Below are 11,754 nucleotides of genomic sequence, written 5' to 3'. Positions count from 1 at the left end.
AAGCGCGGCACCAAGAAGGCGGGCGGCACGCGCCGCCCACAGCACGCCGCCAGCGCGGCGGCGCATCAGGCGCCGAACAAATCTTCCACGAACACCCGGCTGCCCTGGCTGCGCGCGATCTTGCGCTCGACGATCGCGTGGATGCGGGAAAAATGGTCTCGATAGGCAGCCAGCGCCTCATCCGGGCTGAGGTCCCTGCCCATCAACTCGGCCAGCGCATCGACGGCCACCCACCCCACGCACGGCTCGCCGTCACCATCATCAAAGGCAAATGCCACGCCTTTGGGATTCGGACTGAACCGAGCGGTCTCATCAAACATGGGAGCTCCTGAATGCCGCGCAGAAATAAGCGGGCGTGATCACGATAAGGTCTGATCCGCGCGCCCTGGCGGCAAGCCGCGCCTTGATAGAAGGCGTCTGCCGCAAGGCTCTATCCGCAGCACAACCACACTCCGGTCGCAACGCAGCGCGCAAATAGGAAAGGGGCTAGTGAATAATCACTAGCCCCTTTTGTCTTTCTGGTCGGGACGGCGGGATTCGAACTCGCGACCCCTTGCACCCCATGCAAGTGCGCTACCAGGCTGCGCTACGCCCCGAAAGAGAACGAAACTATAGCAGAAAAAAATTAAGAGTGCACGGATCACACCACTTTTTTTCGTCGTGCCGGCTATTTTTTTCGCTTTGCGCAAAGAAGACGCAAAGCGGCCTGGGCCTTACGCTTTTTTGCGCAGGCTTTGCGCACAAGCCCGTTTATTGAGTGCCGCCGCGGTGACTTTAGACCGCCGCAGGCGCGCTCATCACGCGCCCGGATGTGCGGCCGCCACCTTCGTTGCTACACTCGTGCGCTCGCACCGCTTCGGGTTCGAGCCCGTGCCCGCAGCGCCGGGGCATCTTGGTCAAGCGATGAGGAGCGCGCGAATTGAGAGCGATGCTAATGGGGCGCGGCGGCGCGCACATTCTGGCCATCCTGGCGGCCGCGGCCACCGTGATGGCCCTGCACCTCTTCATGCCGGCCAGCGGCATTCCTCGCCAGGCCCTGGTATCCGGCCACGTGGGTAATCTTGGCTCCAACTATCCCGCCCAACTCGGCACGCTGGAAAGGCTGGGCCACGCGCTCGAGCATGGTGAAGCCGTCGTCTTGCTGGGCTCCTCCGAACTGACCAGCTCCGACCTGCGCTTCATCCCGTATCACTTCCTGGCCCGCGAGCTCGCGGCGCCTGTCATGGCTTACGGCCATGCTTATTTTCAGTCGCTGGGCATGTACTTCCTGCTCGCCGCGCAGCAAGACAAGCTCTCGCCCCCGTCGCGCGTCGTCATCATGGTCTCGCCGGGTTGGTTTGACTCCCGCGGCCTGGATCGGGCCGCATTCAAGGAGCATGTGCTGCCGTTGATGCCGCGTCTCATGGATCAGGCACAGGCACGGGACGCCTTGGCGCAATGGTGGCGCAGGCGCGGCAACACCGATGTCGCGATCGCGGCCGCGGCCGAGCTCGCCTACCAATTGCGCAGCCAGGCTGAACAGACCGCGCAGCACTGGTTCAGCCCGCCGCAGGCTTCGGGCCCGATGCCGCCCCCCAAGCCCTGGTCACACGGCCCGGCTGACTGGCCGAGCCTGCACGCACAGGCCCAGCAGGCCGAACTGCCCCTCATGGCCAACAATTCTTATGGCGTGCGCCAGGATTATCTCGACACGTTTCTGCGTGAACTCACACCCGCACGCCTGGATGCCTATTCGGCAGACATGAATCCCGCCGCCGAACTGGCCGACCTGGAACGCCTCATGGCCTTGCTGGCGCGGCAGCAGGCAAAAAGCCTGCTGGTGCTCCAGCCGCTCAATCCACTGGTCTATCGGGATCTGGAGCGCTTCGAACCCGTGCGCCAGCGCATCCTCGCGCTTTGCGCGCAGTACACAATCCCCTGCATGGATATGTATGGCGCTCAACCCTACGCCATCGGGACGCTGCGTGACGGCCAGCATCTGGGCGAGCCGGGCTGGCTGGCCGTCAGCCGAAAAATCGCCGACGTGATGAGCCAATGAAACGCTTTCTTCGCCTCTATCTGCTCTATCTCGGCCTGGCCCTGACGCTGCTGCTGCTGAGCGACACCTCCGCGAATCTGGGCCGCCCGCTGAGCGTCGAATTCCAATATCAGCAGTTCTAGCTGCCGGCGGGCCCGCAAAGAAAAACCCCGCTGGCGCGGGGTTCAGAGCTTGCGGCAGGCGCAGGTCAGTGCGCCGCGGCCTGGCTGACGGCCTCGGTCAGGCTCGCAGAAATATCATGCAGCTCGTTGCGCAAAGACTGCAGCTCGGCGGCCGACAACCTGACCGCCGCTTCGGCGCTGTCATGCGGCGCGTCGCGGGTATCGCCCAGGCGATTGCGCGCGCCACTGATCGTGAAGCCCTGCTCATACAGCAAGGAGCGGATGCGGCGGATCAGCAGCACCTCGTGGTGCTGATAATAACGGCGGTTGCCGCGGCGCTTGACCGGCTTGAGCTGCGTGAATTCCTGCTCCCAGTACCGAAGAACGTGGGGCTTGACGCCGCACAGATCGCTGACTTCACCGATGGTGAAGTAACGCTTGGCTGGGATGGGCGGTAGCGTGACAGTGGATTCAGGTTTCGTCATGGGTGAATTTTATGTCGCGTTACTTCAAAGGCCGTTAACAATTACCGACAAAGCGTATCACTCTGCCGGGTCGTCGTCAGAGCCATCCAACGGGCCGCCGCTTTGCTCTACGATGCTTTTCAATTTCTGGCTGGCATGAAAAGTCACCACGCGCCGGGCGGCAATCGGAATCGTCTCGCCGGTCTTGGGGTTGCGCCCCGGACGCGGCGGCTTGTCGCGGACCTGGAAATTGCCGAACCCCGACAATTTGACCGCGTCGCCACGCGCCAACGCTTCGCGGATCTCTTCGAAGAAGGTATCCACGATGTCCTTGGCCTCGCGCTTATTCAGGCCGACCCGCTCAAAGAGCAGTTCGGCCAGCTCGGCCTTGGTGAGCGTGCGCGGCTCGGCAAGCATAGCGGCGTTTCCCATGATCAAACCCGTTGACGCGCGCCATGCGCGCTGACCAGGGCATCCTTGATGCGATTGATGCACTCGGCGACTCGCGCCTCATCCAATGTAACCGCAGTGTCCTGGAGCCAGAAGCGGAAAGCAAGGCTTTTCTCGGCGGCCGCCTGGCCCGCATGGGGTTTGTCGCGCCATACGTCAAAGAGCTGGATGTCCTGCACCACGGCCAATTGCGCATCGGATTTGATCAGCTCAGCCATCGTATCCAGCATGGCTTGCAGCGACACCGACTCATCGACCCACAGCGCCAGATCGCGCTGCACGACGGGCTGACGCGACAGTTCGCGCACGACCGGCAACTCGCCTTGCGACAGCGCCTGCACGTCGAGCTCAAACACAACGGGCGCGTGGGCCAGATCCGCCTGGCGCGTCCATTGAGGATGCAGCTCACCCACCCAGCCCACCTGCTGGCCGGCCAACTCGATGCGGGCCGCGCGGCCTGGATGCATGGCCGGATGCCGGTCAGCCACGAAACGCAATGCGCTGGCCCGCTTGCCGAACAGCGCTTCAACGTCCATTTTGACGTCAAAGAAATCCACCTGGCGCACGGGCTCGCCCCACTGCTCCTCGTTGGCGGGGCCCCAAGCCACGCCAGCCAGTTTCAGCGGCTGGCGTATGCCGGCCACTTCGAGCGGGCCGTCGGCCAACTGCGCATCGCGCAGGAACACCCGACCCAACTCGAACAGGCGCACGCGCGGCTGTTTGCGGTTGGCGTTGTGCCGCACGATGGCCACCAGACCGGCGATCAGGCTGGAACGCATCACCGACAGATGGCTGGCGATGGGATTGAGCAGCCGCACAGGATGATCATTTCCGGCGTAATCGCGCTCCCACTCGGCCTGCACGAAACTGTAATTGACCACTTCCTGATAGTCGCGCGCAGCCACTGCACGGCGCATGGCGTGCTCGCCGTGGCGGACTTCGGGTTGGGCATGCATCTTGGCGCGCGCCACCGGCGGCACGCTCGGGATGCGCTCAAAGCCATAGATGCGCGCCACTTCTTCGATGAGATCTTCTTCGATCTCGAGATCGAAGCGATACGACGGCGGCGTGACGATGAAATCTTCGCCCTCGGTGGTGAACGCGAGGCCGAGACGGTTGAAAATCTGCGCGACGTCTTCTTGCGAGACGGGCACGCCAAGGACGCGATGGCAGCGCGCCAGACGCATACGCACCGGTTCGCGCTTCGGCAGATTGACGATCTGATCGTCGACCGGGCCTGCCTGGCCGCCGCAGATGTCCAGAATGAGCGCGGTAATCAGCTCGATATGCTCGGGGATGCTGCCATAGTCCACGCCACGCTCGAAACGGTGGCTGGCCTCGGAGCTGAACTTATAGCGGCGCGCGCGGCCGGCAATGGCGCCCGGCCACCAGAAGGCGGCTTCGAGATAGATGTTGCGCGTATCCAGCGTGACCGCCGTGGCTTCGCCGCCCATGATGCCGGCCAGGCTCTCGACGATGGACCCGGCAGTGATGACACCCACCTTGTCGTCCAGTTCGACGTGCGCGCCGCTCAGCAGCTCCAGGCGTTCGCCTGGGCGGGCCCAGCGCACCGTCAGATCCCCCTGGATTTTGTCCAGGTCGAAGACATGCGAGGGACGGCCGACTTCGAGCATCACATAGTTGGAGATATCGACCAGCGCCGACACCGAACGTTGGCCGGCGCGCTCCAGGCGCGTCTTCATCCAGTCAGGCGTGGCGGCGCGGGCATTCACGCCCCGGATCACGCGACCGGCAAACCGCCCGCACAGATCGGGCGCCTCGACATGCACGGCCAGGCGATCGTCGATGGTGACGGCAGCGGCCTGCGCCTGCGGCAAGGTCAGCGGCGCACCCGTCAGGGCGGCGACTTCGCGCGCTACGCCGAGAATCGACAGGCAATCGGCGCGATTGGGCGTGAGCTTGAGCTCGAACAGCGTGTCGTCCAGATCCAGGGCCTGGCGAATGTCGGTGCCCGGCTTGGCATCGGCGGACAACTCCAGCAGGCCGCCATGATCCGGGGACAGGCCCAATTCGCGCGCCGAGCACAGCATGCCCGACGAGGTCACGCCGCGCATTTTGGCCACGCCGATCTTCATGCCGCCAGGCAGTTCCGCGCCCACGCGGGCCAAGGGCACCACCAGACCGGCGGCCGCGTTGGGCGCGCCGCAGACGATCTGCAACAGCTCACCGCTGCCATCATCGACCTTGCACACGCGCAGCTTGTCGGCGTCGGGGTGCGGCGCGATCTCGGCGATGCGCGCCACGACCACGCCACTGAAGGCTGGCGCGGCGGGATGAGTATCTTCGACTTCCAGCCCCGCCATGGTGAGCTGATGCGCGAGTTCTTCGGTGCCGATGGCCGGATTGACCAGCGTACGCAGCCAGGATTCGGAAAATTGCATGATCAGCCGTATTTATTCGTTGAACTGGCGCAGGAAGCGCAAATCGCCTTCGTAGAACTGGCGCAGGTCATTGACGCCATAGCGCAGCATGGTCAGGCGCTCCAGGCCGGAGCCAAAGGCAAAACCGATGTAGCGTTCGGGATCAAGGCCGAAATTGCGCACCACTTGCGGATGCACCTGGCCCGAGCCCGAGATCTCCAGCCAGCGGCCGCGGTTCGGGCCGGAGGTGAACATCATGTCGATTTCGGCCGACGGTTCCGTGAACGGGAAGAACGACGGCCGGAAGCGCACGACCAGATCGTCACTTTCGAAGAAGCAGCGCAGGAAGTCGGTGTACACGCCCTTGAGGTCGGCAAAGGAAATATCCTCGGCGATCCACAAACCCTCGACCTGATGAAACATGGGAGAGTGCGTGGCGTCGCTGTCGACCCGATAGGTGCGGCCCGGGGCGATCACCTTGATGGGCGGCTTGTGCATGCGCGCATAGCGCACTTGCATGGGGCTGGTGTGCGTGCGCAGCAACAGCGGCAGGCCGTCGGCGTCCTGCATGTCGACGTAGAAGGTGTCTTGCATGGACCGCGCCGGATGGTCCAGAGGATTGTTCAGCGCGGTGAAATTGGTCCAGTCGTTTTCGACCTCGGGGCCGTCGGCCACATCGAAGCCGATGGAACGGAAGATGGCTTCGACGCGTTCCCAGGTGCGGATCACCGGATGAATCCCGCCCGAGGCTCGGCCACGGCCAGGCAGCGTGACATCGATGGTTTCCGAGGCAAGGCGGGCGTCCAGCTCAGCCTGCGCGAGTTCCGCACGGCGAGCATTGAGCAGCTCCTCGACCTTTTGCTTGGCCTGATTGATACGGGCGCCGGCTTCGCGCTTGGCGGCAGGATCGAGTTGCGCCAGGGCCTTGAGCAGCACGGTCAGCGCGCCCTCTTTGCCCAGAAAACGCGCTTTGGCGTTTTCCAGCGCGGCCGCGTCGGTCGCAGCGGCGAAGCGTTCTTGCGCCTGGGAAACCAGGTCGTCAACCGGTAGAGTCATGAGAATTAGCCTTCAAAACGCAAACGGGGCCCATCGAGCCCCGTTTGCAGCGATCCGCGATGAATGAACGCGATCAGGCAGCCAACGCAGCCTTGGCTTGTTGCACGATGGCGGCAAAGCCGGCCTTGTCGCGCACGGCCAGATCGGCCAGCACCTTGCGGTCGAGTTCGATCGCAGCCTTCTTCAGACCGGCGATGAACACGCTGTAGCTCAGACCCTGTTCACGCACGGCGGCGTTGATACGGGTGATCCACAGAGCGCGGAAGGTACGCTTCTTGTTGCGGCGGTCGCGGTAGGCGTACTGACCAGCACGCATGACCGCTTGCTTGGCAATGCGGAATACATTGCCACGGCGGCCACGGTAACCCTTGGCGGCGGCAATGACTTTCTTGTGACGGGCACGGGCGGTAACGCCACGTTTAACGCGAGGCATAGTAGATCTCCCTTATCAAGCGAAAGGCATCATCGCCTTGACGGAGGCGATGTTGGTTTCATGGACCGCAGCCGAACCGCGCAGTTGGCGCTTGTTCTTGGTGGTCTTCTTGGTCAGGATGTGACGCTTGAACGCCTGACCGCGCTTGATGGAGCCGCTGCCGCGGACCTGAAAGCGCTTAGCCGCGCTTTTCTTGGTCTTCATCTTGGGCATGATGATTCCTAAAACAGTTTGTTGATATACATGACCACAGGTGTTCGAGCCGCCCAAGAGGACCCGGCCCAACGCTTGGTAAACCTGCGCCACTTCTTTTTTCTCCGGCAAGCGCCCGTCGCGCTGCGGGTAAAACATCACATCCGCCAAGCCTGCGCGTTTAACCGCACAAGGCTTCAGTTCCACCGGATTTCGTCGCGCCATGCCACCCGATCTTTCAGCCCGCTAGGGGCGCCAGAGGGCAAGCGCAAACTATACGGATAAGGCAAATGCCGGAAAGCCTTTGATTATATGGCGATTTCCTAAGACTTGTCGAGCCGCTTATCCGAAACTTAAGGCAAAAGCGCGACAAACCGTGCGCCGGGCGGGTGGGATGCGGCCCCAGATTCATGCGCCGGGCCGGCCCGCATCCCGAAACTGCAGCGCCTCGGCCAGATGAGGGCGCCCTATCCGGACCTCCCCCGCCAGGTCGGCCACCGTGCGCGCCACCCGCAATACCCGATGACTGGCGCGGGCCGACCCGCCCAGGCGCCGCATGGCCTGCGCGAACCAGGTCCCCACGGCCTCGTCCAGATCGGCGTGCCCGGCCAGTTGCGCGCCCTGCAGCCGCGCGTTGCTGCAGCCTTGGCGCGCCCATTGCCGCTGCCGGCAGACCCGCACCCGTTCGCGCACGGCCGGCGAGGCCTCGCCGGGCGGGCCGCTCAGGCAGTCCGGCTCCACGGGCGGCAACCACAGATGCAGATCGATGCGGTCGCGCAAGGGGCCGCCGATACGCTCCGCGTAGCGGGTGACCTGCTGCGGCGAGCAACGGCACGCTCTGACCGGATGCCCGCGCCAGCCGCAGGGGCAGGGATTCATGGCCGCCACCAATTGAAAGCGCGCCGGAAAGCTCAGGCGCGCGCAAGCCCGCGAGAGGCTGACTTCGCCGGACTCCATGGGTTCGCGCAAGGCCTGCAAGGCGCGGCGCTCAAACTCGGGCAACTCATCGAGGAACAGCACGCCTTGATGCGCCAACGAGATCTCGCCCGGCCGAGGCGGCGACCCACCCCCGACCAGCGCGGCGGGGGTGGCCCCGTGGTGCGGCGCGCGAAACGGCGGCAGCCCGAACGGCGGATCCGGCAATCCCGCCAACCGGGCGATCGCCGCGGCCTCCAGGGCGGCCGCGTCATCCAGTTCGGGCAGCAGCCCTGGCAAGCGCTGCGCCAGCATGCTCTTGCCGGCGCCTGGCGGCCCGCACATCAACAGACTGTGCCCGCCGGCGGCCGCGATCTCGAGCGCGCGGCGGGCGGCCGGCTGCCCCCGGACATCGGACAGGCAAGGCCCGGCCGTGATCGGCGGCCTGGCCGCAGCTTGCGCCGGCGGCAGGCAAGCCAGCCCCGACAGATGCGCGGCCACCTCGGCCAGCCCTCGGGCGGCCAGGACCTGCAGCCCCGGCACGCGGGCGGCCTGCGCCGCACTCTCTTCGGGCAGGATGAGCACGCTGGCCTCGGCCTCGCCGGCCACGCCCAAGGCCAGCGCCAGCGGATCGGCGACCGGCACCAGCGCCCCGGACAATGACAGTTCGCCGGCCAGCACCAGCCGGTCGGTCGGCGCCGCCGCCACGACCTGCCCCGAGGCCAAGAGGATGCAGACGGCGATCGGCAGATCGAAACGCGAGGAGGCTTTGGGCAGGTCGCCCGGCGACAGATTGATCGTCACCCGGCCGGCCGGAAACTCGAACCCGCTATTGACGATGGCGGCCCGTACCCGCTCACGGCTCTCGCGCACTTCCAGGTCAGGCAGACCGACGATGCTGAAGGCGGGCAAACCCGCCCCCAAATGGGCCTCGACACGCACGGGCGGTGTCTGCAGGCCGGCGAGCGCGCGACTGCTGAGCATGGCAAGCGTCATGATGCGAACCGGTAAAAAGCGCCAGTCTGCCGTGCGCGCAGCGCCGCCGGCACCACCGGCGACCGCCCTGCCCCTTGCGGCTTACCGCAAGCTCGCCGCGCCGCTTACTCGCGCGGCGCTTCGCTGGACATGGCGTTGACCCGGGCTTCCAGTTGCTGCAGTTGCGCCGAGAGCTGATCGATGCGGGTGCGCGCCCGCGCCAGCAATTCGGTCTGCACGTCGAACTCTTCCCGGGTAATGAGGTCGAGCCGGGCAAAACCCTGGGTCAGCATGGCGCGCACATTGCGCTCCACATCGGCCGCGGGGCTGCGGGCGATGAGGCCCGACACATTCTTCTGCAGGTCTTCCATCCATTGGGTGCGGTTCATAGTGCCCTCGCTTGAAACAGTGATACCGAGAGTGTAAGACCTCCGGGCGAAAAAAAAGCGGCCCGGAGACGGTGCCGCCTTTCAAAGCACAGGAGAAAAACGGAATCGCCGGGAAGCGATTCCGGGCCAGCCGCCCTAGGCCAGCCCACATGACAGCGCGAAGACCGATTGCCGCGGCTTCCACGCTGGGGCGAACCGTTGCAGAGCCCACCCTGAATTGATTCTTCATTAGCGGCTGCCATGCAACAAGCCGCCAGCTGTAATCCGGCGTTTCAAACATGACAAAGCATGCCTGAGCCCGCTCCGGCCAGGAAGGCGGACCGCAGACGGCCCAACACCGGCGCCGCGCCCCCCGCCCCCAGGTAAACCCGCCCTGGCGCCCTCTCCCGGCCGCCCCGCCCCGGCCCTGTTTCCCGCGCCAACGGCCGCCCGGTTTTCAGCAATTTGCTACATCTCCGCGTCCTTCGTGGGCCAGCCCGGCTGGCAGGCGCGCCACTTATGGTGCGCAAAGCTTGCGCACTGTATTGATGCGCGATGCCCGATCTTATGCACCACGATGGTGCGCATGCCCGAAGCCGGTGCCCGCCCAAGCCCGCCGGCCGGCTCAAGTCCGGGCAGAAAAACATGGCACGGAACTTGCTTGATACCCGATGCCCACGTGCAACCAAGAGAGGAATAAGCCATGAAACTTGTCATCGCCATCATCAAGCCATTCAAGCTGGACGAAGTGCGGGTGGCGCTGTCCGGCATCGGTGTCCAGGGTCTGACGGTCACTGAAGTCAAGGGCTTCGGACGCCAGAAAGGTCACACCGAGCTCTACCGCGGCGCGGAATACGCCGTCGATTTTCTGCCCAAGCTGCGGGTTGAAGCCGCAGTGCCCGATCACCTCGTCGATCAGGTCGTCGAAGCCATCGAACAAGCGGCTCGCACCGGCAAGATCGGTGACGGAAAAATCTTCACCGCCCCGCTGGAGCAAGTCATTCGCATCCGCACTGGCGAGGCCGGCGAAGCAGCCCTCTGAGCACGAACGCAAGAAAAAGAATCAAGACCCTATTGGAGCCATGAAAAATGGATAAAGCGGATATCTCCTGGTTGCTGGTATCGACCCTGCTCGTGCTGATGATGGCCGTGCCGGGCCTGGCGCTGTTCTACGGCGGCCTGGTGCGCAGCAAGAACGTGCTGTCGGTCCTCATGCAAGTGCTCTGCACCTTCGTGCTGGCCGTGGTGTTGTGGTTCATCTATGGCTACTCCTTGGCCTTCACCGAAGGCAATGCCTTCTTCGGCGGCTTGTCGCGGGCATTCTTCTCCGGCATGTTCAACGCCGTCGATGGTAAATACGCCATGTCGGCCACGCTGACCGAGCTGCTGTTCGCTTCCTTCCAAGCCACGTTCGCGGGCATCACCTGCGCGCTGATCGTCGGCAGCTTCGCCGAGCGCGCGCGTTTCTCGGCGGTGCTTCTGTTTACCGTGATCTGGTTCACGTTCGCCTACATCCCCATCGCGCACATGGTGTGGTTCGCCTCTGAAACGGCCCCCGGCCTGCTCAACGCGCACGGCGCCCTCGATTTCGCAGGCGGCACGGTGGTGCACATCAACGCCGGCGTGGCTGGCCTGGTCGGCGCCTATGTGATCGGCAAGCGCGTGGGCTACGGCCGCGAAGCGATGCAACCGCACAACCTGCCCATGACCTATACCGGCGCCATGCTGCTGTGGGTGGGCTGGTTCGGGTTCAACGCCGGTTCGGCCCTGGCCGCTAACGAAGCCGCTACCCTGGCCTTCTTCAACACCATGATCGCCACGGCCGCCGCTGTCCTGGCCTGGGTCGCCACCGAATGGTCGATCAAAGGCAAGCCTTCCGTTCTGGGCGCAGCCTCCGGCGCGGTCGCGGGTCTGGTCGGCATCACCCCGGCCGCGGGTCTGGTCGGCCCCATGGGCGCCTTCATCATCGGCATCGTGGCCGGCGTGATCTGCGTCTGGGGCGTCAATGGTCTGAAGCGCATGTTGCGTGCCGATGATGCCCTGGACGTGTTCGGTGTGCATGGCGTGGGCGGCATCATTGGTGCCCTGTTGACCGGCGTGTTCAATGCCAAGGCACTCGGCGGCCCGGGCCTGGACAGCACCTCGCTCATTCTGGGCCAAGTGTGGGTTCAGCTTGAAAGCGTGTTGCTGACCATCGTCTGGTCCGGCATCGTCGCCTTCATCGCCTACAAGATCGCCAACGGTGTGTTCGGTCTGCGAGTGCCGGAAGATCAGGAACGTGAAGGGCTGGATGTCACCAGCCACGGCGAATCGGCCTACCATAGCTGATCTGCCCGCCCAGCCGGCTCAGCCGGCTGGGCGAAACGAAAAGCGGCGTCCTC

General features: G+C 64.6%; 13 protein-coding genes and 1 tRNA gene. 4 read left to right on the top strand and 10 right to left on the bottom strand.

Annotated features, from left to right (window positions below):
• Positions 1-65: 65 nt before the first annotated feature.
• Positions 66-320: a DUF1488 family protein gene (locus tag CAL22_RS08500; RefSeq protein ID WP_094812197.1), complete on the bottom strand. Its 255-nt coding sequence runs from the start codon at positions 318-320 to the stop codon at positions 66-68.
• Positions 321-519: 199 nt separating this feature from the next.
• A tRNA-Pro gene (locus CAL22_RS08495) sits at positions 520-596 on the bottom strand.
• Between the two features lie 332 nt (positions 597-928).
• On the opposite strand from CAL22_RS08495, the gene CAL22_RS08490 reads away from it, so the two are divergent.
• Entirely contained in the window at positions 929-2,038 is a 1,110-nt protein-coding gene (locus CAL22_RS08490) for a D-alanyl-lipoteichoic acid biosynthesis protein DltD (protein WP_094812195.1), read from the top strand.
• Complete coding sequence (locus CAL22_RS21415; RefSeq protein ID WP_279628537.1) at positions 2,035-2,160, top strand: hypothetical protein; 126 nt, start codon at positions 2,035-2,037, stop codon at positions 2,158-2,160. The genes CAL22_RS08490 and CAL22_RS21415 overlap by 4 nt, the downstream gene beginning before the upstream one ends.
• Before the next feature lie 65 nt (positions 2,161-2,225).
• Here CAL22_RS21415 and CAL22_RS08485 read toward each other — a convergent pair whose 3' ends face one another.
• From CAL22_RS08485 to CAL22_RS08450, 8 genes are all read right to left on the bottom strand, one after another.
• Positions 2,226-2,624, bottom strand: coding sequence for a MerR family transcriptional regulator (locus CAL22_RS08485; protein ID WP_094812193.1), 399 nt, complete (start codon positions 2,622-2,624; stop codon positions 2,226-2,228).
• A 57-nt stretch (positions 2,625-2,681) separates the two neighbouring features.
• Complete coding sequence (locus tag CAL22_RS08480) at positions 2,682-3,020, bottom strand: integration host factor subunit alpha (RefSeq protein ID WP_094812191.1); 339 nt, start codon at positions 3,018-3,020, stop codon at positions 2,682-2,684.
• A gap of 17 nt (positions 3,021-3,037) precedes the next feature.
• Positions 3,038-5,455, bottom strand: a complete 2,418-nt coding sequence (pheT, locus tag CAL22_RS08475; RefSeq protein ID WP_094812189.1) for a phenylalanine--tRNA ligase subunit beta — start codon at positions 5,453-5,455, stop codon at positions 3,038-3,040.
• A gap of 12 nt (positions 5,456-5,467) precedes the next feature.
• Positions 5,468-6,490, bottom strand: a complete 1,023-nt coding sequence (pheS, locus tag CAL22_RS08470; protein WP_094812187.1) for a phenylalanine--tRNA ligase subunit alpha — start codon at positions 6,488-6,490, stop codon at positions 5,468-5,470.
• Between the two features lie 73 nt (positions 6,491-6,563).
• Positions 6,564-6,923, bottom strand: coding sequence for a 50S ribosomal protein L20 (gene rplT, locus CAL22_RS08465; RefSeq protein WP_012417735.1), 360 nt, complete (start codon positions 6,921-6,923; stop codon positions 6,564-6,566).
• A 15-nt stretch (positions 6,924-6,938) separates the two neighbouring features.
• Positions 6,939-7,136 (bottom strand): 50S ribosomal protein L35, encoded by a 198-nt coding sequence (rpmI, locus tag CAL22_RS08460; protein ID WP_005012868.1) that lies wholly within the window; start codon positions 7,134-7,136, stop codon positions 6,939-6,941.
• A 387-nt stretch (positions 7,137-7,523) separates the two neighbouring features.
• Positions 7,524-9,026: a YifB family Mg chelatase-like AAA ATPase gene (locus tag CAL22_RS08455; protein WP_094812185.1), complete on the bottom strand. Its 1,503-nt coding sequence runs from the start codon at positions 9,024-9,026 to the stop codon at positions 7,524-7,526.
• A gap of 104 nt (positions 9,027-9,130) precedes the next feature.
• Positions 9,131-9,394, bottom strand: coding sequence for an accessory factor UbiK family protein (locus CAL22_RS08450; protein ID WP_094812183.1), 264 nt, complete (start codon positions 9,392-9,394; stop codon positions 9,131-9,133).
• 682 nt (positions 9,395-10,076) lie between these two features.
• Here CAL22_RS08450 and CAL22_RS08440 point away from each other — a divergent pair.
• Together CAL22_RS08440 and amt are read left to right on the top strand one after the other, a co-directional pair.
• A complete protein-coding gene (locus CAL22_RS08440; RefSeq protein WP_094812181.1) occupies positions 10,077-10,415 on the top strand; it encodes a P-II family nitrogen regulator in 339 nt (112 codons plus the stop codon).
• Between the two features lie 47 nt (positions 10,416-10,462).
• Positions 10,463-11,701, top strand: a complete 1,239-nt coding sequence (gene amt, locus CAL22_RS08435) for an ammonium transporter (protein WP_094812179.1) — start codon at positions 10,463-10,465, stop codon at positions 11,699-11,701.
• The last annotated feature ends 53 nt before the right edge of the window (positions 11,702-11,754 follow it).

Origin of the sequence: Bordetella genomosp. 12, from assembly GCF_002261355.1 — a bacterium.
Lineage (GTDB): Bacteria > Pseudomonadota > Gammaproteobacteria > Burkholderiales > Burkholderiaceae_B > Bordetella.
Note: the sequence above shows the minus strand (reverse complement) of the source record. Positions and strands in the feature narration are given on the sequence as shown.

What these genes read in the sequence shown, in the direction of transcription:
- CAL22_RS21415 (WP_279628537.1), top strand. Translation starts at nt 2,035, where the DNA reads ATGAAACGCTTTCTTCGCCTCTATCTGCTCTATCTCGGCCTGGCCCTG.
- CAL22_RS08480 (WP_094812191.1), bottom strand. Translation starts at nt 3,020, where the DNA reads ATGCTTGCCGAGCCGCGCACGCTCACCAAGGCCGAGCTGGCCGAACTG.
- CAL22_RS08450 (WP_094812183.1), bottom strand. Translation starts at nt 9,394, where the DNA reads ATGAACCGCACCCAATGGATGGAAGACCTGCAGAAGAATGTGTCGGGC.
- CAL22_RS08490 (WP_094812195.1), top strand. Translation starts at nt 929, where the DNA reads ATGCTAATGGGGCGCGGCGGCGCGCACATTCTGGCCATCCTGGCGGCC.
- amt (WP_094812179.1), top strand. Translation starts at nt 10,463, where the DNA reads ATGGATAAAGCGGATATCTCCTGGTTGCTGGTATCGACCCTGCTCGTG.
- CAL22_RS08440 (WP_094812181.1), top strand. Translation starts at nt 10,077, where the DNA reads ATGAAACTTGTCATCGCCATCATCAAGCCATTCAAGCTGGACGAAGTG.
- CAL22_RS08500 (WP_094812197.1), bottom strand. Translation starts at nt 320, where the DNA reads ATGTTTGATGAGACCGCTCGGTTCAGTCCGAATCCCAAAGGCGTGGCA.
- rplT (WP_012417735.1), bottom strand. Translation starts at nt 6,923, where the DNA reads ATGCCTCGCGTTAAACGTGGCGTTACCGCCCGTGCCCGTCACAAGAAA.
- CAL22_RS08485 (WP_094812193.1), bottom strand. Translation starts at nt 2,624, where the DNA reads ATGACGAAACCTGAATCCACTGTCACGCTACCGCCCATCCCAGCCAAG.
- rpmI (WP_005012868.1), bottom strand. Translation starts at nt 7,136, where the DNA reads ATGCCCAAGATGAAGACCAAGAAAAGCGCGGCTAAGCGCTTTCAGGTC.
- CAL22_RS08455 (WP_094812185.1), bottom strand. Translation starts at nt 9,026, where the DNA reads ATGACGCTTGCCATGCTCAGCAGTCGCGCGCTCGCCGGCCTGCAGACA.
- pheT (WP_094812189.1), bottom strand. Translation starts at nt 5,455, where the DNA reads ATGCAATTTTCCGAATCCTGGCTGCGTACGCTGGTCAATCCGGCCATC.
- pheS (WP_094812187.1), bottom strand. Translation starts at nt 6,490, where the DNA reads ATGACTCTACCGGTTGACGACCTGGTTTCCCAGGCGCAAGAACGCTTC.